24 protein-coding genes are annotated in these 23,855 nt (G+C 56.3%); 19 read left to right on the top strand and 5 right to left on the bottom strand.

Going from position 1 to position 23,855, the window contains the following annotated elements:
* Positions 1-35 precede the first annotated feature (35 nt).
* The 15 genes from fabD (at position 36) to rarD (ending at position 14,360) form a co-directional block, all read left to right on the top strand.
* A complete protein-coding gene (gene fabD, locus FE795_RS12050; RefSeq protein ID WP_131070730.1) occupies positions 36-974 on the top strand; it encodes an ACP S-malonyltransferase in 939 nt (312 codons plus the stop codon).
* 9 nt (positions 975-983) lie between these two features.
* The gene (gene fabG / locus FE795_RS12045) at positions 984-1,718 is read left to right on the top strand and encodes a 3-oxoacyl-ACP reductase FabG (protein ID WP_003800963.1); all 735 of its coding nucleotides are present in this window, start codon (positions 984-986) and stop codon (positions 1,716-1,718) included.
* A 184-nt stretch (positions 1,719-1,902) separates the two neighbouring features.
* A complete protein-coding gene (gene acpP / locus FE795_RS12040) occupies positions 1,903-2,142 on the top strand; it encodes an acyl carrier protein (protein WP_003800961.1) in 240 nt (79 codons plus the stop codon).
* A 140-nt stretch (positions 2,143-2,282) separates the two neighbouring features.
* The gene (gene fabF, locus FE795_RS12035; RefSeq protein ID WP_003800959.1) at positions 2,283-3,515 is read left to right on the top strand and encodes a beta-ketoacyl-ACP synthase II; all 1,233 of its coding nucleotides are present in this window, start codon (positions 2,283-2,285) and stop codon (positions 3,513-3,515) included.
* 462 nt (positions 3,516-3,977) lie between these two features.
* Entirely contained in the window at positions 3,978-4,580 is a 603-nt protein-coding gene (gene rpoE / locus FE795_RS12030) for an RNA polymerase sigma factor RpoE (protein ID WP_003800955.1), read from the top strand.
* Positions 4,581-4,586: 6 nt separating this feature from the next.
* Positions 4,587-5,084: a sigma-E factor negative regulatory protein gene (locus tag FE795_RS12025; protein ID WP_003800953.1), complete on the top strand. Its 498-nt coding sequence runs from the start codon at positions 4,587-4,589 to the stop codon at positions 5,082-5,084.
* On the top strand, positions 5,081-6,106 hold the full coding sequence (locus FE795_RS12020) for a MucB/RseB C-terminal domain-containing protein (protein WP_230406180.1): 1,026 nt from the start codon (positions 5,081-5,083) through the stop codon (positions 6,104-6,106). The genes FE795_RS12025 and FE795_RS12020 overlap by 4 nt, the downstream gene beginning before the upstream one ends.
* A gap of 24 nt (positions 6,107-6,130) precedes the next feature.
* On the top strand, positions 6,131-7,636 hold the full coding sequence (locus FE795_RS12015) for a DegQ family serine endoprotease (RefSeq protein WP_003800949.1): 1,506 nt from the start codon (positions 6,131-6,133) through the stop codon (positions 7,634-7,636).
* A gap of 243 nt (positions 7,637-7,879) precedes the next feature.
* On the top strand, positions 7,880-9,673 hold the full coding sequence (gene lepA / locus FE795_RS12010) for a translation elongation factor 4 (protein ID WP_219234958.1): 1,794 nt from the start codon (positions 7,880-7,882) through the stop codon (positions 9,671-9,673).
* Between the two features lie 65 nt (positions 9,674-9,738).
* A complete protein-coding gene (gene lepB / locus FE795_RS12005; protein ID WP_003800944.1) occupies positions 9,739-10,623 on the top strand; it encodes a signal peptidase I in 885 nt (294 codons plus the stop codon).
* Entirely contained in the window at positions 10,623-11,381 is a 759-nt protein-coding gene (gene rnc / locus FE795_RS12000) for a ribonuclease III (RefSeq protein ID WP_003800943.1), read from the top strand. Before lepB ends, rnc begins: the two co-directional genes overlap by 1 nt.
* Positions 11,378-12,268 (top strand): GTPase Era, encoded by an 891-nt coding sequence (gene era, locus FE795_RS11995; protein ID WP_003800941.1) that lies wholly within the window; start codon positions 11,378-11,380, stop codon positions 12,266-12,268. The genes rnc and era overlap by 4 nt, the downstream gene beginning before the upstream one ends.
* Positions 12,261-12,851 (top strand): DNA repair protein RecO, encoded by a 591-nt coding sequence (gene recO, locus FE795_RS11990; RefSeq protein ID WP_003800939.1) that lies wholly within the window; start codon positions 12,261-12,263, stop codon positions 12,849-12,851. Before era ends, recO begins: the two co-directional genes overlap by 8 nt.
* Before the next feature lies 1 nt (position 12,852).
* The gene (locus FE795_RS11985) at positions 12,853-13,458 is read left to right on the top strand and encodes a PIN domain-containing protein (RefSeq protein WP_003800938.1); all 606 of its coding nucleotides are present in this window, start codon (positions 12,853-12,855) and stop codon (positions 13,456-13,458) included.
* Positions 13,455-14,360, top strand: a complete 906-nt coding sequence (rarD, locus tag FE795_RS11980; RefSeq protein ID WP_219234956.1) for an EamA family transporter RarD — start codon at positions 13,455-13,457, stop codon at positions 14,358-14,360. The genes FE795_RS11985 and rarD overlap by 4 nt, the downstream gene beginning before the upstream one ends.
* A 191-nt stretch (positions 14,361-14,551) precedes the next feature.
* Here the strand turns inward: rarD and epsC are convergent, their stop codons facing one another.
* The 4 genes from epsC to FE795_RS11960 form a co-directional block, all read right to left on the bottom strand.
* Positions 14,552-15,481, bottom strand: coding sequence for a serine O-acetyltransferase EpsC (gene epsC / locus FE795_RS11975; protein WP_003800935.1), 930 nt, complete (start codon positions 15,479-15,481; stop codon positions 14,552-14,554).
* Positions 15,482-15,753: 272 nt separating this feature from the next.
* Positions 15,754-16,464 (bottom strand): Bax inhibitor-1/YccA family protein, encoded by a 711-nt coding sequence (locus FE795_RS11970; RefSeq protein WP_003800932.1) that lies wholly within the window; start codon positions 16,462-16,464, stop codon positions 15,754-15,756.
* Between the two features lie 81 nt (positions 16,465-16,545).
* The gene (locus FE795_RS11965) at positions 16,546-16,968 is read right to left on the bottom strand and encodes a DNA polymerase III subunit chi (RefSeq protein ID WP_219234954.1); all 423 of its coding nucleotides are present in this window, start codon (positions 16,966-16,968) and stop codon (positions 16,546-16,548) included.
* Between the two features lie 2 nt (positions 16,969-16,970).
* Entirely contained in the window at positions 16,971-18,464 is a 1,494-nt protein-coding gene (locus FE795_RS11960; protein WP_003800929.1) for a leucyl aminopeptidase, read from the bottom strand.
* A gap of 56 nt (positions 18,465-18,520) precedes the next feature.
* On the opposite strand from FE795_RS11960, the gene lptF reads away from it, so the two are divergent.
* A complete protein-coding gene (gene lptF, locus FE795_RS11955) occupies positions 18,521-19,630 on the top strand; it encodes an LPS export ABC transporter permease LptF (protein WP_003800927.1) in 1,110 nt (369 codons plus the stop codon).
* A 71-nt stretch (positions 19,631-19,701) separates the two neighbouring features.
* Here lptF and FE795_RS11950 read toward each other — a convergent pair whose 3' ends face one another.
* A complete protein-coding gene (locus tag FE795_RS11950) occupies positions 19,702-20,595 on the bottom strand; it encodes a LysR family transcriptional regulator (protein WP_219234952.1) in 894 nt (297 codons plus the stop codon).
* Between the two features lie 166 nt (positions 20,596-20,761).
* On the opposite strand from FE795_RS11950, the gene FE795_RS11945 reads away from it, so the two are divergent.
* The 3 genes from FE795_RS11945 (at position 20,762) to FE795_RS11935 (ending at position 23,833) form a co-directional block, all read left to right on the top strand.
* Complete coding sequence (locus FE795_RS11945) at positions 20,762-22,255, top strand: CoA-acylating methylmalonate-semialdehyde dehydrogenase (protein ID WP_059317996.1); 1,494 nt, start codon at positions 20,762-20,764, stop codon at positions 22,253-22,255.
* A gap of 86 nt (positions 22,256-22,341) precedes the next feature.
* Entirely contained in the window at positions 22,342-23,289 is a 948-nt protein-coding gene (locus FE795_RS11940) for a CysB family HTH-type transcriptional regulator (RefSeq protein ID WP_003800920.1), read from the top strand.
* Between the two features lie 208 nt (positions 23,290-23,497).
* Positions 23,498-23,833: a DUF2325 domain-containing protein gene (locus FE795_RS11935; protein ID WP_131070728.1), complete on the top strand. Its 336-nt coding sequence runs from the start codon at positions 23,498-23,500 to the stop codon at positions 23,831-23,833.
* The last annotated feature ends 22 nt before the right edge of the window (positions 23,834-23,855 follow it).

The following is a 23,855-nucleotide window of genomic DNA, read 5'->3' as shown; positions in this document are numbered from 1 at the left end:
CGGATTACCGCCTCATCTCTTTGGGTTTTTCTTCCATGAAAATTGCGTTTGTCTTTCCAGGACAAGGCTCGCAGTCCGTTGGCATGCTCGATGCCTGGTCCGAGTCGGCTGTCGTACAGCAAGCCATTGCACAAGCCAGCCAGGCGCTGGGCCAGGACCTGGCTCAGCTGATGGCACAAGGGCCTGCCGAGGCTCTGAACCTGACTACCAATACTCAACCTGTCATGCTGGCTAGCGCCGTGGCCATGTACCAAGCCTGGATTCAGGCTGGTGGCCCCGCTCCTGCCGTGATGGCCGGTCATAGCCTGGGTGAATACTCGGCCCTGACTGCGGCCGGTGCTCTGAGCCTGGAACAAGCTGTTCCGCTGGTTCGCATCCGTGCCGATGCCATGCAAGCTGCCGTACCTGTGGGTGTCGGTACCATGGCTGCCGTGCTGGGTCTGGATGACGATCAAGTGCGCGATGTGTGTGCTCGTGCCTCTGAGGGACAGCAGATTGTTCAGGCTGTTAACTACAATGCACCTGCCCAGGTTGTGATAGCCGGGAATGTGGAAGCGGTAGATCGTGCATGTGCCCTGGCTAAAGAAGCCGGTGCCAAGCGTGCTTTGGTGCTGCCCGTATCGGCGCCTTTCCACTGCAGCCTGCTGGAGCCGGCTGCAGTGGTGCTGGCCCAGGCCCTGGCTTCCGTGCAGGTGAATACACCTGCCATTTCCGTGATCAACAATGTGGACGTAGCCGCGCCCACCGACCCGGAACAGATCAAGGATGCACTGGTCCGTCAGGCCTGGCACCCCGTGCGCTGGGTGGAGACGATTCAGGCCATGAAGGCCCAGGGTGTCACCCATGTGGTCGAGTGTGGTCCGGGCAAAGTGCTGACAGGTCTGGTCAAACGCATTGATCGTGATCTTGTTGCCTTGTCGATCAGCGACCCTGCGTCCTTGCAGGCCACTTTGGAAGCCCTGGAGGGAGCATAAATGCAAGAAATGGATCTTAGCGGCAAGACCGCCCTGGTAACCGGCGCATCGCGTGGTATTGGTCAGGCGATTGCCAAAGCATTAATGGCACGCGGCGCCAAGGTCGTGGGTACGGCCACGTCTGAGGCGGGCGCACAGGCGATTTCCGCGGTGCTCGACCAGAATGGCAGCTACGGCCATGTCTTGAACGTTGATGATGCAGCGGCCTGCGAAGCGCTGGTCTCGGCCTTGAGCAAAGAAGACGGCGGTCCGCACATTCTGGTTAATAATGCGGGCATTACGCGTGACAATCTGGCCATGCGTCTGAAAGATGAAGACTGGGACGCTGTTATTCAGACCAATCTGAGTGCCGTGTTTCGCCTGTCGCGGGCGGTTATTCGCCCCATGATGAAAGCCCGTTGGGGCCGCATTATCAGCATCACGTCGGTGGTGGGCGAGAGCGGCAATCCCGGGCAGGCCAACTACGCCGCCGCCAAAGCGGGCGTGGCCGGCATGAGCCGCGCCTTGGCGCGCGAGCTTGGTAGCCGTAACATTACAGTTAATTGCGTCGCTCCGGGCTTTATCGATACGGACATGACACGCTCTTTGACCCCTGAGCAGTCGGCGGCCATTTTGTCGCAAATCCCTCTGGGACGACTGGGCGCTGCGGAAGATATTGCTAACGCAGTCGCCTTCCTGGCCGGGTCGCAAGCGCAATATATTACGGGCAGTACCATCCACGTCAATGGTGGTATGCATATGTAAGGCTTGGCATCGTGCCCGGCTGAGGTAAAATTGCGGGATTATTTGGGGCCTATTGCTTGAGCCGGCGTTGTAAGAATAACGTTGGGCCTCATACAAGAACGCCGTTTTTTGTCATAGCTTATCCCTCTTAATAGTATGGATTGGCTATAATTTGCGGGAATTTTTCCCAACTTGGAGAATCTGCATGGAAAGCATCGAACAGCGCGTCAAGAAGATCGTCGCTGAACAACTTGGCGTTAACGAAGCCGAGATCAAAAACGAATCTTCTTTTCTCGACGACCTCGGTGCCGACTCGCTCGACATGGTCGAGCTCGTGATGGCGCTCGAAGACGAATTCGAAACCGAAATACCAGACGAAGAAGCTGAGAAAATCACGACGGTCCAGCAAGCTGTGGACTACATCAATTCTCACAGCAAGCAGTAAGTTCAATTAAGAGGGTGGGCGGCATCGTGCACGCCCTCGCTCCAGAGCGGTTTCCAGAGAATAGCTTGTGCCCGGCGGCTTTAGCTTGCAAGACGCAGTTATTCCCTTTAAACCGCTTTTTTTGTGTTTAGGAGTCATCCGTGAAGCGACGTGTCGTCATTACCGGGCTGGGTATTGTTTCCCCGGTCGGCAACGATATTCCTACCGCGTGGGATAACATCGTCAATGGGCGTTCGGGCATCGGGCGTATTACCCGTTTCGATCCTTCGGCCCTTAGCGCCCAGATAGCGGGTGAGGTCAAGGATTTTGATTTAACACCTTATATTTCGTCCAAAGAAGCCAAGCAGATGGATACCTTTATCCATTACGGCGTGGTAGCAGGGATGCAAGCCTGGAAAGATTGCGGCCTGGATATCAACAGCATCGATGCTGAGCGTGTGGGCGTCATTGTAGGGTCGGGGATTGGTGGTTTGCCCCGTATCGAAGAAACCCAAAAAGATTATCTGGAACGGGGGCCGCGTCGGATTTCCCCGTTCTTTGTGCCCGGCTCCCTGGTCAACCTGGTGTCTGGTCAGTTGTCGATTGGCCTGGGTCTGAAAGGTCCCAGCTATGCAGTGGTGTCGGCATGTACAACCGGCCTGCACTCCATTGGTGACGCCGCTCGTCTGATCGAGTATGGCGATGCCGACGTGATGATTGCCGGCGGCGCGGAATCTACCGTTTCGCCACTGGGCATCGGCGGTTTTGCGGCCATGCGTGCCTTGTCTACCCGCAATGACGATCCGCAGACGGCATCGCGCCCCTGGGATATGGACCGTGATGGCTTCGTGCTGGGTGAAGGCGCGGGTGTTCTGGTGCTGGAAGAGTACGAACATGCCAAAAAGCGTGGCGCCCGCATTTATGGTGAGTTCGCCGGCTACGGCATGAGCTCGGATGCTCACCACATCACTTCGCCGGACCGTGACGGTCCACGTCGTGGCGTGATGAATGCCTTGCGCAACGGTGGCATCAACCCGGATGAGGTTCAGTACGTCAATGCTCATGGCACTTCTACGCCGCTGGGTGACGTGAACGAGTCCGAGGCATTGAAGCTGGCTTTTGGCGATCACGCCTACAAGCTGGTGGTCAACTCCACCAAATCCATGACGGGTCATCTGCTGGGTGCAGCTGGTGGCATTGAAGCGGTATTCACTACGTTGGCGGTGTACAACCAGATCTCGCCTCCAACCATCAATATCTTCAATCAGGATCCGGCATGCGATCTGGATTACTGCGCCAATCAGGCTCGTGATATGAAGATTGATGTGGCCTTGTCCAACTCCTTTGGATTTGGTGGCACGAACGGTTCGATGGTGGTTCGTCGTCTTCGTTAAGTCAGACTGCCCCACTCGTCACGCCCAGTCCTGGTCGATCGGAGCTCCGGCTCTGGTGCGCCGACTGGGCGCTTTTGTCTATGCGGTCCTTGCATCCGCTCTGGCCTGGACGATGCATAGCTGGCAAGTGCCCTGGATTGTGGCCCTGCTGGCAAGTGCTTTGTGGGCTTATTTTCTGTATGCTTGCTATCGTCCGGTATGGAGTCAGCGCGCTACACTAGCGCATCATGCAGGGCTATACTCCTTGCAAGACGCTAAGGCTGTGGAACAGCGTGTCCAAGTCGAGCAACTCTGGTGCTCTGCCTGGTTTATGACTTTGCGTTTGCGCAGTGTTCCACCTGGCAAGGGCTGTCGCACCGTTACCGTATGGCGCAGTGCTCAGCCCCCACAGGCCTGGTGGGCATTGTGTCTTTGTGCCAAGCGGCTGTCCCATCAGGTCCGTGCTCAGAATAAGGATTCTTAATGAGTGAACGCGATACCGATGCCGAACTGGTTGCACGTGTTCAGCGTGGGGACAAGCGAGCCTTTGACCTGCTGGTACTCAAGTATCAGCGCAAGATCATGCGTCTGCTCAGTCGCATGGTCCGTGACCCGTCTGAAATCGAGGACGTGGCTCAGGAAACTTTCATCAAAGCCTATCGGGCTCTCCCCCAGTTTCGGGGCGAGAGCGCTTTTTACACCTGGCTGTATCGCATTGCGATCAACACGGCTCGTAATTGGCAGGCCTCGGCCGCGCGACGTCCCAACACGTTACAGAACGTCGAAACCGAAGAAGGTGAAACTTTTGACCGAATTGACAACCTAAGCGATATAAGCACACCGGAATCCATGATGGTCAGCCGCCAGATTGCTGAAACGGTAAATACAGCAATTCAGGCACTGCCCGAAGAGTTACGGACCGCGATTGTGCTACGTGAAATAGAAGGGATGAGCTATGAAGATATTGCTCAGACCATGGACTGCCCTATAGGAACTGTACGTTCACGCATCTTTCGAGCCCGAGACGCCATTGCCGCGCAGTTGCGTCCCATACTCGATGGTGAAGATAGTGAACGACGGTGGTAAGGATTGATGATGCAAGCCCTGAAATCCCATTCCGATGACGATCAACTCAATGCCTGGGAGGCCGCCGTGTCTTCCTGGGTGGATGGTGAGGCTGAAATACGCCCCGAGGAACTGGACTCCCCGTACGGGCGTCAAGTCTGGGATACCTATCATTTGATCGGTGATGTCATGCGCACGGAGGCGCTGGCGATCCGTACGTCGGATCGCTTTTACGCACGTCTGTCCAAAGCGATTGATGAAGAGCCCACAGTGCTCGCGCCCAACGCCATGAAGCGGCCCTTGGTGCAACGCTACGGCGTCAGCGGCCTGGCGGTGGTGGCTGCTGTGGCGGCTGCCTTGTGGGTGGGCTTGCCTTATATGGGGGGCACGTCTGGTCCGGCTACTCTGGTAGCCAGCGCCCAGGACGATCAGCTCTGGAATGATTACGCGGATTTGCACCGCGATTTTGTTGGTACCGGTCCGGTACGCCATGTTTCCTTTGAAAGTGGAGCCCTGGGTCAATGAGGTCTGTACGCATGCCGTCACCGGTGAGCCGGGCGCGCTTCTACAAGGGTTTGCTGGCCTTTTCTCTGGCGATGCTGTGTACCCCCGTGCTGGCTCAAGAGGCCAAGGGGCTCGAGCCCCTTGATTTGCCCTGGCTGCAGAAGGTGCATAAGGCGGCGCGCGATCTGGATTATTCGGGTGTCATTATGTATACCCAGGGTCAGTCCAGCCAGTCCATGAAACTGGTGCATATCATTGACGGTACAGGTGAACGTGAGCGCCTGGAAATTCTGGACGGTGAACCGCGCGAGTTTTTACGCCAGAACGAAGTCACGCAATGCCTGATTCCCGAAAAGAAGATGGTGGTGATCGAGCGCCGTGAAAACGAGCGTTTTCCTAGTTTTCTGGTCGGCGACGTCAGTCAGCTGCCCAATTTTTACGATATGCGTCGTTTGCCATCGCGCGAACGTGTTGCGGGCCGTCCTTGTGAGCTGATCGAGCTGGTGCCCAAGGATGACAAACGCTATGGTTATCGGGTGTGTGCGGATGTCGATCATCATTTGCTGTTGAAAATGCAGACTCTGGACCCACAACAAGAGGTAGTAGACCAGATTGCCTTTGCCTCGGTCGCTTTTGGCGAACAGGTGGATTTGCAGGAGTTGCGCACCAGCTGGAACCCCAGCAAGTGGGAGGTGGTCGAACCCGAGGTGCGCAAGATTGATATAGGTGAGCAGGGTTGGCAGTTCGCTTTGCCTGCCGGTTTCACCCTGCGTTCCGAAATGCTCCGGCCTATGCGCGCTGGGCGCCAGGTAACGCACTTGATGATGTCTGATGGCCTGGCTGCCATTTCTGTATTTCTGGAGCGGGTTGGAACCCCCGAGGCCGAGGAAAACAGTCTGGGAGCTTTCCATCGTGGTTCCATGAATATGTACCGCAGTCGTATCAACGATTATGTTTTGACCAGTACGGGAGCAGTTCCCGTACAGACACTGCGCGCTTTGCTTGAAGGCACACAGTTCACCCCACTATCCCGGACACATTGACTATCGTCCACCAGGAGTATTTGAATGGAAAAATCGAGTAAAAAAATGCGTATTCCTGTTCTCTCGGCTTTGACAGCTGCCGTGATACTGGCAGCGGGTGCGCCCATGGCTTACGCGCAGGCCCAAGCTGTCACGACAAGCGAGCAGGTCCAGAGCACAACGCTCGGTCTGCCTGATTTCACGGGAATCGTTGCCAAAACCGAGGATGGGGTAGTCAACATCCGCACTACAGAGGCAGTGCAGGTACGGTCACCGGCCATGGGCCCCGGCTCAGACCCGTACGATATGTTCCGTTGGTTCTTCGGACCTGACTTCATGCCTCCTGGCATGACGCCCCAGCGTCCTCATGGCGGCAATAACGCTCCACAAGCTCAAGAGCGCACCGTACCGCGTGGCGTCGGCTCGGGTTTTATCATTTCAGCTGACGGCTACATCCTGACCAATAATCATGTGGTGGCAGATTCCAACGGCATTTTTGTCACCCTGAGCAATGGCAAGGAATACCCGGCCAAGATCATCGGTACGGACGAACGTACGGATGTGGCTTTGATCAAGATTGAGGCCAAAGATCTGAAACCCATGGTGATTGGCGATTCCAAGCAACTCAAGAAAGGGCAATGGGTTCTGGCCATTGGGTCGCCTTTTGGCCTGGAGTCCACGGTCACTGCCGGCATTGTCAGCGCCATCAATCGTGAGACAGGGGACTACCTGCCTTTCATTCAGACCGACGTAGCCGTCAACCCCGGTAACTCGGGTGGGCCGCTGATCAATCTGAACGGTGAGGTTGTGGGTGTGAACTCGCAGATCATCTCGCGCAGTGGCGGCTTTATGGGTATTTCCCTGGCCATCCCGATCGACGAAGCCATGAACGTGGTCGAGCAGCTCAAGACGGACGGCAAGGTAACGCGCGGTCGCATCGGTGTACAGATCACGCCGGTGGCTGATGATGTGGCCACTGCGCTGGGCCTGAAAGACAGCAAGGGCGCCTTGGTCAGCAGCGTGGAAGAGGGTGGTCCGGCCGCCAAGGCTGGCATCCAGTCCGGTGACGTCATCCTGAAATTCAATGGCCGCAGCATTGACCAAATGACGGATCTGCCACGTATTGTGGGCAGCACCAAGCCAGGCCAGAGCTCCACGCTGGAAATCTGGCGCAAGGGCAAACTGCAGACCGTCAAGATTAATGTCGAGGAAATGCCTTCCGGCAACCCGGTTGCTGCCGGAAAAGATCAGAAAGACGCGCCGGCTGCCAGCAGCACCGATGCGTTTGGTCTGAAAGTGACGGCAGTGCCGGAGGCCGATTTGAAGCGCCTGGGGGTAGAAAGTGCGGTTCAGGTCGTCGACGTGGGCCCTCCTGCCAACCAGGCCGGTCTGCAACCAGGTGACCTTATTTTGCGTGTCAACGATAAAGACGTAGGGACGCCAGAGCAATACGCTAAAATGGTGGCTTCCTTGGATAAATCCAAAGCAGCAGCCCTGCTGGTTTTGCGTGCAGGCCAGTCGCAATGGATTTTGATTACGCCATCGAAATAAAATTTTTCTAAAACGGCTAAAATGGTAGTGATTGATGGACTCCGGCCCCTGGCCGGAGTTTCTCCGCCACTACTCGAGGGTGTAGTCAGCTTCGAGTAGATAATGGCTCCACGTGCGCCCGTCTGACAGGACGGGTCTTGCGTTTTCGGCGCGTGGACTGAAAAGGGGCGTCATGGGCGCCCCTTTCTTGTGCCGTCCCTTCTGGCATTGCGCCTCAACATTTCTTTGTTTAGTAACGGGTTTATGGATCACATCCGCAATTTCTCTATTATTGCCCACATCGATCATGGCAAATCGACCTTGGCTGACCGCCTGATCCAACGCTGTGGTGGCCTGGCCGACCGCGAGATGTCGACCCAGGTTCTGGATTCGATGGACATCGAGAAAGAGCGTGGCATTACGATTAAGGCCCAGACCGCGGCTTTGCACTACAAGGCTCGGGATGGCAAGGTATACAACCTGAACCTGATCGACACCCCCGGCCACGTCGACTTCTCCTACGAAGTCAGCCGCTCCCTGTCGGCCTGTGAGGGTGCTTTGCTGGTGGTGGACGCTTCGCAAGGGGTGGAAGCACAGACCGTGGCCAACTGCTATACCGCCTTGGACCAGGGCGTGGAAGTGATTCCCGTGCTCAACAAAATGGACTTGCCTTCGGCTGATCCTGACGCAGCACGCCAGGAAGTAGAGGACGTTATCGGCATTGATGCCAGCGATGCGATTGCGGCCAGCGCCAAGACCGGTCTGGGTATTGACGATATCCTGGAAACCATTGTGGCGCGTGTTCCCCCGCCAGTGGGTGATCCGTCTGCTCCACTGCAAGCTCTGATCATTGACTCCTGGTTTGACAACTACGTGGGCGTGGTCATGCTGGTCCGCATTGTCAATGGGGTACTCAAGCCCAAGGAAAAGATTCTGCTGATGGCCACGCGTGCGACGCACCTGGTCGAGCACATCGGGGTCTTTACGCCCAAGTCTGAAAACCGTCCGCATCTGTCTGCCGGTGAGGTGGGCTTTATCATTGCAGGCATCAAGGAACTGGAGCACGCCAAGGTGGGCGATACCATCACACTGGCGGGCAAACCAGCTGAAAGCGCGCTGCCCGGCTTTAAAGAAGTGAAGCCCCAGGTGTTCGCGGGTCTGTATCCGGTGGAAAGCAGTGAATACGATCAACTGCGTGACTCGCTGGAGAAGCTGAAGCTGAACGACTCCTCCCTGATGTTCGAACCTGAAGTGTCCCAGGCACTGGGTTTTGGTTTCCGCTGTGGCTTTTTGGGCCTGCTGCATATGGAAATCGTCCAGGAGCGTCTGGAGCGTGAGTTCGACATGGACATCATCACCACCGCGCCGTCGGTGGTGTACGAAGTCGAGCGACGCGATGGCGAAGTGCTGATGATTGAAAGCCCCTCGCGCATGCCGGAAGTCGCGCATATTGAAGACGTACGCGAACCCATTGTTGTGGTTTCGCTGCTAATGCCGCAGGAATACGTGGGCCCGGTCATGACCCTGTGTACAGCCAAGCGCGGTTTGCAGTTAAATATGACCTATCATGGCCGTCAGGTGAACCTGGTCTATGAAATGCCCTTGGCCGAGATCGTGCTGGACTTCTTTGATCGGCTCAAATCCGTCTCGCGCGGCTATGCCTCGATGGATTATGAGTTCAAGGAATACCGCTCGGCGGACGTGGTCAAGGTCGATATCCTCATCAACGGTGACCGGGTCGATGCGCTGTCCATGATCGTGCACCGCAGCAACGCCCGTTACCGCGGCCGTGAAGTGGTCGCCAAGATGCGATCCCTGATCCCGCGCCAGATGTTTGATATTGCGATTCAGGCCGCCATTGGTGCCGAAGTGATTTCTCGCGAGAACGTCAAGGCACTGCGCAAGAACGTGCTGGCCAAGTGTTATGGCGGTGACATCTCTCGCAAGAAGAAGCTGCTTGAGAAGCAAAAAGCCGGTAAGAAGCGGATGAAGCAGGTTGGAAACGTGGAAATTCCGCAGGAAGCCTTTTTGGCAATTTTGCAGGTCGAGGATAAGTAATGCTGGGGGCCGGCGGTTCAAGCCGGCCACAGCCAGGACTGCTTTAATTTCTTTAAAGGAAACCGATGAGCTGGGATTTCGCTCTGATTTTGTTTGTACTGCTGATATTGACTGGCGCAATCTGGTTTTTGGATCGTTTCTCCTTGCGGGCACGTCGTCTGGCGCGCGCGCAGGCTGCGATGCAGGCGGTACCGGAAACGGCAGCTCAAGACCCCGAGCATTTGCAGCAGTTGCGCCAGGAAGCCTATGACCAGGCCAATCGCATGCCGTGGTGGATTGAGTATGGTGTCAGTTTCTTCCCGGTCATTTTGTTCGTGTTTGTACTGCGCTCTTTCATTATTGAGCCATTTCGCATTCCATCCGGCTCCATGCTGCCTACACTGAAAAATGGCGATCTCATTTTGGTGAACAAGTACGAATATGGCATTCGTCTGCCCGTCAGTGGCACCAAGGTGGTGCCCTTGGGTCAGCCCGAGCGGGGCGATGTGATTGTGTTTCGCTACCCTGTGGACACCAGCGTGGATTACATCAAGCGCGTAGTTGGCGTGCCCGGTGACCGGATCGAGTACCGTGACAAAGTGCTGTCCGTCAATGGACAGGTTATTACCCAGGTGCGCAGTGGTGATTATTATGAGCCGGATCGTTCTGCCTATATCGGGCGCTATCTGGAAGAGCTGGGCAAGGTGCAGCACAACATCCTGTTGAACAAGACCCAGCCGCAGGGACTGATGCCCATCGTGGCGTTCCCCCATCGCGACTCCTGTGAGTATTTCTCCAATGGCATCTCGTGTGTCGTGCCAGAGGGTAATTACTTCGTTATGGGAGATAATCGCGACAATAGTCTGGACAGTCGTTATTGGGGCTTTGTACCCGATGAGAATATTGTGGGACGCGCCTTTTTTATCTGGATGAATTTCCGCGAACTTAGTCGTATAGGTCGCTTCCATTAATGAAACGTCTTGCTTTGCTTGAAGCCGCTATCGGCTACTCCTTTAAAGACATAGGCCTGCTGGAGCAGGCCTTGACCCATCGCAGCCACAGCGCTCGTCATAACGAGCGTCTGGAGTTCCTGGGCGATTCGGTTTTGAACTTCACGGTTGCGGCCTTGTTGTTTGAGCGCTTTCAACGTATTGACGAAGGCGATCTGTCGCGTCTGCGCGCTAATCTGGTCAAGCAGGCTGCCCTGGCTGAAATTGCAACGCGCCTGGGTTTGTCGGATTATCTGCGCTTGGGGGAAGGGGAGCTCAAGAGCGGCGGTTTTCGTCGCCCCTCCATTCTGGCCGACGCCCTGGAAGCAATATTTGGCGCTGTTTTTCTGGATGCCGGCTTTACGCAAGCCCAAACCGTCATCACCCAGCTGTATGAACCCATGCTGGTCGATGTGGACCCCAAGACCTTGGGGAAAGACCCCAAAACCTTGCTGCAAGAGTTGTTGCAAGGCCGAAAGCTGGATTTGCCGGTGTATACCGTGGTGGCCACGCATGGCGCTGCTCACGATCAGCTCTTCGATATTGAATGCACGATCGCCAAGCTCAATATCCATGTGCAAGCCAGTGGCAGCAGCCGGCGTGCTGCGGAACAAGCCGCCGCCACACAGGCAATCGCTATTTTAGAAGCTGAATTTCCAGCCAAGACGACGCGCGCCAGCCGCCATCGTCGCCCCTCACAATTGACTCTGCCCGTGGCGGTGTCGCAGGAAACACAATGACAGATACCCCTTTTCGCTGCGGGTTCGTGGCTATCGTAGGACGGCCCAATGTGGGCAAGTCCACACTGGCCAATGCCCTGATCGGCAGCAAGATCTCGATCGTATCGCGCAAGGCGCAGACGACCCGGCATCGCATCAACAGCGTGTTGACGCGTGAGCATGATCAGATGGTGTTTGTGGATACCCCCGGCTTTCAAACCAAGCACGGCGGCGCCATGAACCGCATGATGAACCGCGTGGTGACTCAGGCTCTGGCCGATGTGGATGTGGTGGTGCATGTGGTTGAAGCCGGTAAGTGGTCCGCGGCAGACGCTGAGCTGTTGCCCATGCTGCCCAAAGGCGGCAAGACCATTTTGGTGATCAATAAGGTTGACGCACTCAAGAGCAAGAATGACTTGTTGCCTTACATTGCTCGCCTGTCCCAGGAGTTTGAGTACGGTGCCGTGATTCCGGTCAGTGCAGCAAAACGCCTGCAACTGGAACCTTTGCTCGATGAGATCGCCTCGCGTCTGCCCGAGGGCGAAGCCATGTTCGATGCGGATACCATCACCGATCGCTCGGTTCGTTTCATTACCTCAGAGCTGCTGCGCGAAAAGATCTTCCGTCTGGTGGGCGATGAATTGCCCTATGGTTGCACCGTTGTCATTGAACAATGGGATGAGAACGAGCAGGGCGCGCGCATTGCGGCTTGCGTCGTCGTCGAGCGCGAGAGCCATCGTCCGATTCTGTTGGGAGCCGGTGGCATGCACATGAAGCGCATTGCAACTGAAGCTCGCCAGGATATTGCCAAGTTGATCGACAAGCCGGTGTTCCTGGACGTGTATATCAAGGTGCGTAAAGGCTGGTCTGATCGTGAAGCGGTCCTGCGTGACCTGGGGTATGAGTAATCCCCGTCATCGCTTTCAGGACGAAGCGGGCTACATACTGCACACCAGTGCCTGGCGTGAAACGTCTCTGATCTGCCATGCCTTTACACGCAACCACGGACTGGTGCCGATGGTCGCGAAAGGCGCGAAAAGGCCGCATTCCATTTTGCGGCCTGCTTTGTCTGTGTTTCAGCCTTTGTTGTTGGCCTGGTCGGGCAAAAACGAAGTCAAGACATTGACGCGAGCGGACTGTGCCGGAATTCGGCCTTTAAAGGGACGTGCCCTGATGTCGGCCTGGTATATGAATGAATTATTGATTCGTTTGTTGCCACGCGAAGATCCCCATCCTGTTTTATACGATGCCTATGAGGAAGCCCTGGTACATCTGGCCCAGGTACCTCGTCCTCCTGTGGCGGGAGCCTTGCGGCGCTTTGAGTGGGTGCTGCTGACCGAGACAGGCTATGGCTTTGATGAGGCCACGCCTGATTTTGACGATCCTGTTGGGGAGCCTGAATTGCGCATACGCTTGCGTGAACGGCTCAACAGCCTGTTGGGCCGCCCCTTGCATACCCGCTCTGTTCTTATGCAGCTGCAACGCTATTGATATGGCCGCCTCTCTTCCTGCCGTGCTGGTTCTCGATACCTGCGTACTGATTTCCAATGTGTTGCGCCGTCTGCTTTTGGCTCTGGCCGACGAACAGTTGTTCAAACCTGTCTGGAGCCCGGTCATCGGGGATGAATGGCGTCGCAATGCGGGCCGCCTCTGGAAGGTCATGCCATTGTCCATCGAAGAGCAATGGGAGCAGTTACAGCAACGCTATCCCGAGGCGGATTTGGGCGACAGCAGCGAGTTCAAGAAAAACCTGCGCTACTCTGATGCCAAGGACTGGCATGTGATTGCCAGTGCTCGTCTAGCACAGCAGCGCTACCCCGATCAGGCAGTCGGTATCCTGACGCGTAATCTAAAAGACTTCAATCGTTCTGAATTGCGTCGCCTGGGGATCAGCTTGTGGGAGCCGGACCAACTCTTGGGTTTGTATATGAGCGCTTATCCCGAGCTGATGCAGCGTTTGCTCGATGCCTTGCCAGCCTTGATGTTGACACCCGAAGCCCAGGCGTTGGATACCCATACCTTATTAAAGCGTGATCGCTTGTTTAGCGTAGGCCAGGCTTATGCACGGCGACAGAAAATGGACGAGGCACATTCATGAAGCAGGGAGTATTGCTGTCGGTTCTGGCCTCAGCCTTGTTCGCTTGTCTGTATTACTATGCCACGGTCTTGCATCCGCTCAGTGGCGAGCAGATTTTTGCCTGGCGTATTGTCTTGGGTTTGCCCGCTTTGGCATTGGTGATCACCCGCGCGCGACGTTGGCGAGAGGTGCGTTGGGTACTGCGTCACTGGCCCGGCAACTGGCGCTATTTTGCCCTGTTGCTGCTGGCCGCCGCCTTGGTGGGCGTGCAGCTCTGGATTTTCGTATGGGCGCCCTTGCATCAAATGGCACTGGACGTATCACTGGGCTACTTTCTGTTGCCGCTGATGATGGTGCTGGTGGGGCGGGTGATTTACAAGGACAGGCTAAGCCGCATGCAGTGGATTGCTGTTGCTCTGGCCGGCCTGGGGGTGCTGCATGAGCTGTTGCGCGTGGGAAGCGTCTCATGGGCGACCGCTGTGGTGGTGATAGGCTACCCACCGTATTTTATGTTGCGCCGTCACCTGCGGCTGGGTTCGTTGGCATCGCTGTGGTTTGATCTGAGCTTTTTGTTTCTACCCGCATGCTGGCTGCTCTTTGTGCAAGATACACAGATGTGGGGCGTATTTGCGGACGAGCCTCGTTTGTTCTGGCAGGTGCCGGTCCTGGGCCTGATCAGTTCAGTGGCTCTGGTCAGCTACTTGTCTGCCAGTCGGCAGTTGCCCCTGGCCCTTTTCGGAATACTGGGCTATGTGGAGCCTGTCCTGTTGTTCTGGGTGGCCTATTTGCTGCTGAATGAGCCTATGAGTGCCAGTCAATGGTGGACCTACATTCCGATCTGGATTGCGATTTCTTTAATGGCGCTGGAAGGCTTGATCAACATGTGGCGTCCAGGTCCCCTCGTGCCGCCCCCCAAGGTATGAGGCTTGGGCATGCTGCGCCTGCCAAGCCTGATAGTGGGCAACTCGCTGGCGTGAGGGTTGCGCCGGAAATGAATCCTCAGTAAAAAAAAACGACTCCAGCGATATGGAGTCGTTTTTTTATGAGGGTGATCTTTTCATAAAGACCGGAGGCAGCAAGCCCGCCTCAGTTCCGTGTCACCGCCTCAGATGGTTTAGAGCAGCTTTTCTGGACAGTCGGGCTGATTGCGCAACAGGTTGGCCTGGGTCACCGAACAACCAGCTGGTACGTCTTCGGTAATCCAGACATTTCCGCCAATGGTCGAGCCTGCCCCCAATGTGACACGGCCCAGAATCGTGGCGCCGGCGTAAATGACGACGTCGTCCTCCACAATCGGGTGACGAGGCTGGCCTTTGAGCAGCAAACCTTTTTCATCCTTGCTAAAGCGCTTGGCACCGAGTGTGACTGCCTGGTAGATACGCACCCGCTTGCCGATAATCGCCGTCTCGCCAATGACAACGCCGGTGCCGTGGTCAATGAAGCACGAATGGTCAATTTGCGCACCTGGATGAATATCAATGCCCGTCTGGCTGTGAGCCAGTTCAGCAATGATGCGCGCCGTCAGGGGCAGGCCCAGATTGGTCAGGGCGTGGGCGATGCGGTGATGGATCATGGCCAGCAGACCCGGATAGCACAAAAGCACTTCATCCACGTTGCGGGCGGCTGGATCTCCCTGGTAGGCTGCCACCACGTCCAGATCCAGGGTGCGGCGCAAGTCGGGCAGTTTATTGGCAAAGGCCTGGATGGCCTGATGAGCCTGGTTTTCAATCGTTTCACGATCGTATTGATCACCACGCAGCAGCGCTGCGCGTTGCAGCTCGATACGGGCTTGTTGCAGCAGCGTGTTCAGTGCCTGTCCCAGGTGGTGTCCTACAAAGTGGTCTTCATACTCGCGACGTAGTTCCGGGCTGCCCAGACGCATCGGAAACAAAATTCCTTTGAGCTGCTCGATCACTTGAATCAGAGCTTGTACCGACGGAAACTCCTGTCCCTCAAGCTCGTTCAGGCGTTGATGCGCCTGTCGCCATTCTTCGCGGGCCGCACGCAGATTATCGACAATATGTTGAGTTTCAAAGACTGCCACCAGTGTTCTCCAAAGGGGAAATTTTTCTATAAGGTTTACTATACCTGCGCGTCTGGGCAAGGACACGAAAAACAGGATGATTCATCAGGGTGATTCAGGGCCGCGACAGCCCGCTTGAAAAGTCCGCGCAGGCACACCCCAAGCCGATGGAAGGGTGGGGTGCTCAGGCTGGATGAGCAAGGCCTGAAAAGGGTCTTTCAGCGTCGAGTGCGGTGGATAGGATAAAAAAAGCCCCCTTCGCAAAGGGGGCAGGGGTGTTCGGGTTTGCGATCTTATTCGCGGTTACCACCCAATATGCCCAACAGCATCAGCAGGTTGCTGAAGATGTTGTAGACATCCAGATAGATGGCCAAGGTGGCTGACACATAGTTGGTCTCGCCGCCATTGATGACGCGTTGCAAGTCCACCAGCAAAAAGGCTGAAAAAATGCCAATCGCCATTACGGAGATGGTCAGCATCAATGCAGGCAGTTGCAGAAAAATGTTGGCCAGGGCGGCTACCAGCAAGATAACGGCACCGACAAACAGAAACTTCTGCATGCCGCTGAAGTCACGCTTGGTGGTGCTGGCGACGGTTGCCATGGTGGCAAAGACCGCAGCGGTTCCGCCAAAAGCCAGCATGATTAGTTGAGCGCCATTACCCATGCCCAGCACAAAGCCGAGCAGGCGCGACAACATGATGCCCATAAAGAAGGTAAAGGCCATCAGCAGGGCGACGCCCAGCGAGCTGTTCTTGTTCTTTTCGACCAGGAACATCAGGCCAAAGGCACCGACCAGAAAAACAATGGCACTCAGACCAGGGCTGGCGCCCATGACCCGGTTAATGCCCGAAGACAGGCCCAGCAAGGCTCCCAAGACGGTGGGAATCATGGACAGGGCCAGTAGCCAATAGGTGTTGCGCAGGACGCGATTGCGAGCAATCAGCGACTGGGCGCCCAGGGTGCCGTTATGCTCGGGCAAGCTTGATTGACGAAATTCGCTCATGATGAGTCCTTAGAATGCAGAGAGATCATGAATCAAGAATAACTGACATTTACCTGAATAATCAAGAAGCTTCTTGATTGTTCAAGTACCCAGCTTATGGGCATGCACTTGGCAACCCTGTGTCTGGTACACACGCCAGCGTTCGCGGGCCTGGGTACGGTCGGTTTCCCGTTCAGAGACAATTTCCAGAACGCGTGAAAACTGCTCAAAACCGGGTGGGCACTGCACATCCAGATTCAACAGCCAGCTTTGCTCATCGCGGGCTATGGGGGCGGTGCTGGTCAGCAGTACAGGGGTCTGGGCGGCCAGGGAGTCTTCGACGCCTACATGTGGCACAAAGGCCGTGGATTCAAAACCCCACAGCAATCGATCGAAGCGAGCCAGTTGACGGGGGTCGGAGAGATAGACCACCACCTGACGACCCGCCTCGTAGTGCTTGCGCACGACCTCGCAGGCCATGCGCAAGCGATCTGGCGCGCCGAAAGCAAAATCGACGCGAGTCATGCTTAGCGACACTGATTAAGCAGGTACTGAACCAGCAAAGGCACGGGACGGCCCGTGGCGCCCTTGTCCTTGCCACCGCGCCAGGCGGTACCGGCGATGTCCAGGTGAGCCCAGCGGTAGGCTTTGGTAAAGCGCGCCAGGAAGCAGGCGGCGGTGACGGAACCGGCAGGTGGCCCACCAATATTGGCCATGTCTGCAAAGTTCGAGCGCAATTGCTCCTGGTAGGCATCATCCAGCGGCATGCGCCAGGCGGTGTCGCCCGTTTGCTTGCCCGCTTGCAGCAGTTCCTCGGCCAGTTCGTCGTCCGGCGAGAACAGACCTGTATTGATGTGGCCCAGGGCCACCACGCAGGCACCGGTAAGGGTAGCCATGTCGATCACGGCGGCCGGTTTGAAGCGCTCGACGTAGGTCAGGGCATCGCACAGGACAAGGCGACCTTCGGCATCCGTATTCAGGATTTCAATGGTCTGGCCCGACATGCTGGTCACTACATCGCCCGGCTTGTTGGCGCGACCGCTGGGCATGTTTTCGCAAGAGGCCACGACAGCGATTACTTCGCGATCAATATTGAGTTCGGCAATGGCACGCATGGTGCCCAGAACGCTGGCAGCACCGCCCATGTCGTACTTCATCTCGTCCATATTGCCGGCTGGCTTGATGGAGATACCGCCCGAGTCAAATGTCAGACCTTTACCCACCAGAACGATAGGGCCGTCCTCGTGCTTGGTCTTGGTGGTGGGAGTGTGACGCAGCACGATGAACGCTGGGGGTTCATCCGAGCCTTTGGCCACCGACAGAAACGAGCCCATTTTCAAGGCTTCAATCTGCTTGCGCTCGAGCACTTCGGCTTTGAGTGTCTTGAATTCCTTGGCCAGTTGCTTGGCTGTCTTGCCCAGATAGGTGGGCGTGCAGATATTGCCGGGTAGATCTGCCAGCAGACGCGTCAGGTTGACACCGTTACCAATGGCCTGGCCTTGCTCCAGACCGGCTTTGGCTTCGCTGGCTTGGGTGCGGGCTGTCCACAGCAGGAACTGGCTCAGTTGGGGTGCGGGTTCGGGCTTGCTGAGTGTGGCCGTATAGCGGTAGCTGGCTCGGCACACCGCCACGGCGGCATCTTGGGCCCGGCTGCGCAAGGTCGTGCCTTTGCAGTCGATGCTGGCCAAGGCCGACACAGCTTCTTTCAGGTCCGCTTTCAGGCAGTAAGAGGCCAGACAAGCCTGTGCCTGTGTATGCGTTTCTGCTTTGTATTCCTCTTGGGCGCCTAAGCCGACTAAAATAACGCGTTCGGCCTTCACACCGGGCAGATTGCGCAGCACCAGATGGGTGTTGGGCTTGCCTTTAAACTCGGCTTTCACGGCAGCGCTCACCGCTCCGTTGCTGGCGCGGTCGATAAGTTCCGCTGCGGGGCTTAGAATGCCCTCGGTAAAGACGCCCACGCCGAGCGCGGCTGTCTTAATTTGGTGCAAAGAAGCGGATGTCTGTGTGCTAAATTCCATTCAACTATCCTCAGTGTGTCGCAAATCGTACCTGCGATTATCTCGCAAATTCTCATATGTCTCTATTTAAACGCTCTGCGGTATCCGAAATCTTAAGTCACAGCGGCGTGGTGCTGTCCACTTTGCTGATTGTGTGGCTTAGTGTACTTCTGGTACGTTTGCTGGGCGAAGCCGCCAATGGTGCCATTGGCCCGGATGTGGTGCTGGGTCTGGCCGCCTTTTCCAGTATTACCGCCTTGCCGATCATTTTGGCCGTTTCCCTGTTTATTGCCGTTCTCACTACCGTGACGCGCAGTTATCGCGAGTCTGAAATGGTGGTCTGGTTCGCCAGCGGTTTGTCCCTGAAAAACTGGATCACGCCTGTGCTTCAGTGCGCCGTACCCGTAGCGATCCTGATCGCTGTGTTGACCTTGCAGGCCTCGCCCTGGGCGTATCGTCAGATCGCCGAGTACCGGCAGCGCTTTGAGCAACGCTCGGACTTGAGCAAGGTGACCGCCGGACAATTTATCGAGTCTGATGACGGCGCGCGCGTGTTTTATGCGGATTCGCCGGAGCAAGAAGGGGACGAACTGGGTAATGTCATCGCTCGCGTGATCGATCCGCAATGGTTGAGCATTGTGACGGCGCAAAGCGCTCGGATGGAGGAGCAGCCCAATGGCGACCGTTTTCTGGTTTTGAGCGAAGGTCACCGTTATGACTTGAAGCCGGGGCAGGCAGAGTTTCGCATGGTGGATTTTGAAAGCTATGGCATGCGTCTGGAAAGTCGGGATGCGGGCAATACCGCTGAAACCATCCGCGCTCGTGCAGAGCAGCAGATCAAGGCCCGCCAGACGGGTATGTTGCTGACGGATGATAACAACGAAGCGCGCTCCCAGATCATGTGGCGCGTGGCCTTGCCCCTGGCTGCCTTGAATCTGGCCTTGCTGGCCATCCCCCTGGGAGCGGTGAATCCGCGTCTGGGCCGCTCCGGCAATATTCTGATGGCGGGACTGGTGGGGCTGCTGTACATGAATCTGATCAACCTGTCGCGAGGCTGGATCCGAAACGGTCAGTTGGGTTTTGAGCTGGGTCTATGGCTGGTCCATGCGATCTTCTTGTTGATTATGGTCTTTATGATGTGGCGTAAGTTACGCATCAAGGCCCCCAAACCGCCTGCAGCGAGCTGATAGAGAGCATACCGGCAGCGTCCTGCCCCTTTTTTGGGGCTTTCCCCATTACGCTGGATAAAGTGGCCGGCTCAGGCGCCGTCCAGCAGGTCTTGCCGCTCCGCCACGGATTGCTTGAGAAAATGCCACAATCGCGTCAGGCTGGGATTCTGGCGTTGCTCTTCGTTGCAGAACATCCAGAAGCGACGGCGTAGTTCGACCTGATCGGGCAAGACACAGCGCAGTCGCGGATCGGTTTTCGCCAGAAAACAGGGCAGCACTGCAATGCCTTGGCCTTGCAAGGTGGCCTGATATTGCGCAATGACGCTGGTGCTGCGAAAACGCACGGCAGCCGATCGGACTATCTCCTCCAGATAGCGCAGACTGTCGCTGAATACCAGATCATCCACGTAGGCGATAAAACGGTGTTGAGACAGATCCTGCACCGTCTCGATGGGCGCGTGCGCGGTCAGATAGTCTTGATGGGCGTAGAGCCGCAAACTGTAGTCTGCCAGACGGGTACACCAATAAGGCCCGCGTTGGGGGCGTTCCAGCGCAATGGCCAGGTCAGCGTCCCGACGCGACAAGCTGATTGGGCGGGGGACAGGTAGCAGTTCCAGCGTCAGTTCAGGATAATGGGCCTGGAACACACTTAAGAGCGGGGTCAGTACGTAGCTGCCAAAGGCCTCGGTACAGCCCAGGCGCAGCTTGCCCGTCAGCGGCCTTGCCTTGCCCGTGATCGCATCGCGCGCGGCCAGTAAACGGCTTTCCACCGGTTCCATTTTCTGCTGGAGGTTTTGTCCCTCGCTGGTCAGGCTATAGCCGCTGACCGTGGACTTATGAAACAGGCGCAAGCCCAGCTCCTGTTCCAGAGCCTGGATGCGGCGTGCCACGGTGCTGTGTTGCACCCCAAGGCGCTGTGCCGCCACGCTGATTCGTTGACAGCGGGCCACCTCCAGAAAATACCGCAGATTATCCCAGTCCATGGTGAGTAGCCCGCCCTGAAAAAGACTTGTGCATAAATGCCCAGCTCCTGTGCAATTTTCAACATGGTAAACAGGTTCTGAGGCCTCTACACTCAATGAGAACCCTCATACAAGGGGGATAACAAAATAAGGCTTAGCCGCCTGAGCAATTCATTGGAGACAGGTTATGACGGAAGTGGTTCGTGTTCCTTTGCTGATTGATGGACAACATGTGCAGTCCAAGAGCACCCGCTGGGACGATGTGCTCAATCCTGCCACCCAGGAAGTGGTGGCCCAGGTTCCTTACGCCACGATGGACGAACTGGAAACAATCATCGCCAGTTCGGCCAAAGCCTATGAAAGCTGGCGTCATTCCAGTCAGGGCGCCCGCATGCGCGTCATGCTTAATTTGCAGCGACTAGTGCGTGAAAACAGTGCCAGGCTGGCCGAAGCCATCTCCCGTGAACACGGCAAGACCTTGCCCGATGCGGAAGGTGAAGTAGGCCGGGGGCTGGAAGTGATTGAGTACGCCTGCTCGATTGCCTCAATGCAGTTGGGTGAATATGCGGAAAACGCGGCCGGTGGTATTGACGTGTACACCCTAATCCAGCCCTTGGGCGTGTGTGCCGGTGTCACCGCGTTCAACTTTCCCGTCATGCTGCCTTGTTTCATGTTCCCGCTGGCGGTGGCCTGCGGCAATACCTTTGTGCTCAAACCCTCCGAGCAGGACCCTAGCGCCAGTCTGATGCTGGCCGAACTGGCGCTGGAAGCGGGCTTGCCCCCCGGCGTGCTCAATGTGGTTCATGGCGGAGCCGAGATTGCCAATGCCTTGGTGACGCATCCCGAGGTCAAGGCCGTGTCCTTTATTGGGTCTACTGCGGTTGGCACTGAAATTCACCGTCGTGCGACAGAAGCCGGCAAACGTTCGCAGGCGATGATGGGAGCGAAGAACCATTGCATCGTGATGCCTGACGCAGATCGTGATGTCGCCATTAACCAGCTCCTGGGTGCTGCTTTCGGCGCGGCTGGTCAACGTTGCATGGCAATTTCCGTTGCCGTGATGGTGGGAGAAACCGGTGAGTGGGTTGATGAACTGGTCAAGCGCGCGGCAACCATGAAGGTGAATGTGGGCACAGACCGCCAAGCCGATCTGGGACCGCTGGTGTCGCCTCGTGCCCGTCAGCGAGTTGAGTCCTTGATTGAATCCGGCGTACAGGAGGGGGCCTCGCTTCTGCTTGATGGCCGGGGTGTGAAGGTGCCGGGATACGAGAATGGCAACTTTGTGGGGCCAACCATCTTTAACGATGTCAAGACCGATATGCGTATTTACCAGGAAGAGATTTTCGGTCCTGTCCTGTGTATCGTGCGCGTCAACACCTTGGAAGAGGCGGTGCAGTTCGTCAACCGCAACCCCAATGGGAATGGTGTGTCCATCTTTACTCAGGACGGCGGCCATGCGCGTTACTTTCAAAACCGTATCGATGTGGGGCAAATCGGGATCAATATCCCCATCCCAGTGCCCGTGGCCTGGTTCAGCTTTACCGGTTCGCGCGCGTCCAAGCTGGGCGACTTGGGCCCCAATGGCAAACAGGCCGTTCAGTTCTGGACACAGACTAAAACAGTGACTGCCCGTTGGCAGGCTCATGCCAATACCATGAACACAACCATCAGCATGACGTAATGGTTGAATCTAAATATATAACTTAATGCAATAAACGAGCTGTTTCTTATTACATATAATAGCCCTGTACCTAGGGCTATTATTATATGAATATTCAACAATTCCGCTTTGTCCGAGAGACCATCCGACGTAACTTCAATCTGACTGAAGCCGCTCGTTCGCTGTATACCTCCCAACCAGGAGTGTCCAAGGCGATCATCGAGTTTGAAGATGAGCTGGGCATCAAGATTTTTGAACGTCATGGAAAACGCATCAAGGGCCTGACCCGACCGGGAGAGGCCGTCGCCGAGGTGATTGACCGCATCATGCGCGAGATCGATAACCTCAAGCGAGTCAGCGATGACTTCGCCCGCCGGGACGAAGGGACATTGGTGATCGCATGTACCCACGCCCAGGCACGTTATTTGCTGCCCAAGGTCATACCCGAGTTCCGTCGCCGCTTTCCCAAGGTGCATATGTCCCTTGCCGAGGGCAGCCCGCCTGTATTGGCTCAGATGGTCATTCATGAGCAGGCCGATGTGGCCATCGCTACCGAGACTCTGGCGCTGACGCCGGGCCTGGTCGCTTTGCCCGTCTACACCTGGGAACACACGGTTGTGGTCACACCGGATCACCCTCTGGCAGACCTGCCCGCCAACAAGCAACTGTCCATCGAGACGCTGGCTCAATATCCCATCGTCACTTATGACCATGCTTTTTCTGGCCGGGGCTCGATTGATGAGGCGTTTGCCAAGCATGGCATTACGCCCGACATTGTGCTTGAGGCGATCGACGCGGACGTGATCAAGACCTACGTGGATGTCGGTTTGGGCATTGGCATTATTGCCGGTATTGCGTTTGATCCACGGCGCGACAAAGGGCTGGTGGGTTTGCCTGCCGGGCACTTGTTTGGCGCTCACCATACCAAGGTGGCGGTAAAGGCGGGGGCATTTTTGCGCGATTATATTTTTGAGTTGCTGGAGATGCTGGCCCCGGAATTGACTCGCGATGTGGTGTTGAGCGCGTTGGACGAGAAGCAGGCCAGCGGCCAGTAAGTCTCATGCGCTGGCTGCATGGGTTCAGGTCAGGGCCACCGTCAATGCACGGTGGCCCTTTTGTCTCGGCCGTCAGGGCGGTGTTGGCCTACGCCAGTATGTATGGCTAAAGGCTATAAGTAAAAATTGAAACAAGCTATCGACTCGATTGACTATGATAATAAGAATGATTATCATTATCTAACTTTCTTAGCCAATGGAGTTTTCTGTGTCTCAATACGTCAGCGCAGTCGTGGTTGGAGCGGACCGTCTGGGCAATATTCCCGATCTGCTCAAGATCCACAATATTTCCATCAAACACCATATTAGCGGGCGTGATCCGGCTCATCAGAAAAAGACCTTGCAGTTGCCCTCGGGAACCGATCTATTGATTCTTCTGACTGATTTTCTGGGGCATAACGTCATGAAAACGTTCCGCGCAGCGGCCTTGAAATCAGGTATCCGGGTCGTCGCCTGCCGACGCTCGGTATGCAGTATGAAGCAGGCGCTGACTCAGTGCGGCTATTGTGAGGCTTGTCCGCTGGGCAAGTCCAAAAGGCACTAGAGTGGCCGCATGACTGACTGGG

The organism is Alcaligenes ammonioxydans (assembly GCF_019343455.1).
In the GTDB taxonomy this organism is placed as follows: Bacteria; Pseudomonadota; Gammaproteobacteria; order Burkholderiales; family Burkholderiaceae_B; genus Alcaligenes; species Alcaligenes ammonioxydans.
Note: the sequence above shows the minus strand (reverse complement) of the source record. Positions and strands in the feature narration are given on the sequence as shown.

Bases quoted from the DNA above. Each gene is read 5' to 3' on its own strand.
- FE795_RS12025 (WP_003800953.1), top strand. From the start codon at position 4,587: ATGATGCAAGCCCTGAAATCCCATTCCGATGACGATCAACTCAATGCC.
- fabG (WP_003800963.1), top strand. From the start codon at position 984: ATGGATCTTAGCGGCAAGACCGCCCTGGTAACCGGCGCATCGCGTGGT.
- lepA (WP_219234958.1), top strand. From the start codon at position 7,880: ATGGATCACATCCGCAATTTCTCTATTATTGCCCACATCGATCATGGC.
- FE795_RS11970 (WP_003800932.1), bottom strand. From the start codon at position 16,464: ATGAGCGAATTTCGTCAATCAAGCTTGCCCGAGCATAACGGCACCCTG.
- FE795_RS12015 (WP_003800949.1), top strand. From the start codon at position 6,131: ATGGAAAAATCGAGTAAAAAAATGCGTATTCCTGTTCTCTCGGCTTTG.
- FE795_RS11950 (WP_219234952.1), bottom strand. From the start codon at position 20,595: ATGGACTGGGATAATCTGCGGTATTTTCTGGAGGTGGCCCGCTGTCAA.
- rpoE (WP_003800955.1), top strand. From the start codon at position 3,978: ATGAGTGAACGCGATACCGATGCCGAACTGGTTGCACGTGTTCAGCGT.
- FE795_RS11940 (WP_003800920.1), top strand. From the start codon at position 22,342: ATGAATATTCAACAATTCCGCTTTGTCCGAGAGACCATCCGACGTAAC.
- lptF (WP_003800927.1), top strand. From the start codon at position 18,521: ATGTCTCTATTTAAACGCTCTGCGGTATCCGAAATCTTAAGTCACAGC.
- fabD (WP_131070730.1), top strand. From the start codon at position 36: ATGAAAATTGCGTTTGTCTTTCCAGGACAAGGCTCGCAGTCCGTTGGC.
- rarD (WP_219234956.1), top strand. From the start codon at position 13,455: ATGAAGCAGGGAGTATTGCTGTCGGTTCTGGCCTCAGCCTTGTTCGCT.
- recO (WP_003800939.1), top strand. From the start codon at position 12,261: ATGAGTAATCCCCGTCATCGCTTTCAGGACGAAGCGGGCTACATACTG.
- FE795_RS12020 (WP_230406180.1), top strand. From the start codon at position 5,081: ATGAGGTCTGTACGCATGCCGTCACCGGTGAGCCGGGCGCGCTTCTAC.
- FE795_RS11965 (WP_219234954.1), bottom strand. From the start codon at position 16,968: ATGACTCGCGTCGATTTTGCTTTCGGCGCGCCAGATCGCTTGCGCATG.
- rnc (WP_003800943.1), top strand. From the start codon at position 10,623: ATGAAACGTCTTGCTTTGCTTGAAGCCGCTATCGGCTACTCCTTTAAA.
- FE795_RS11985 (WP_003800938.1), top strand. From the start codon at position 12,853: ATGGCCGCCTCTCTTCCTGCCGTGCTGGTTCTCGATACCTGCGTACTG.
- acpP (WP_003800961.1), top strand. From the start codon at position 1,903: ATGGAAAGCATCGAACAGCGCGTCAAGAAGATCGTCGCTGAACAACTT.
- era (WP_003800941.1), top strand. From the start codon at position 11,378: ATGACAGATACCCCTTTTCGCTGCGGGTTCGTGGCTATCGTAGGACGG.
- FE795_RS11945 (WP_059317996.1), top strand. From the start codon at position 20,762: ATGACGGAAGTGGTTCGTGTTCCTTTGCTGATTGATGGACAACATGTG.
- FE795_RS11960 (WP_003800929.1), bottom strand. From the start codon at position 18,464: ATGGAATTTAGCACACAGACATCCGCTTCTTTGCACCAAATTAAGACA.
- lepB (WP_003800944.1), top strand. From the start codon at position 9,739: ATGAGCTGGGATTTCGCTCTGATTTTGTTTGTACTGCTGATATTGACT.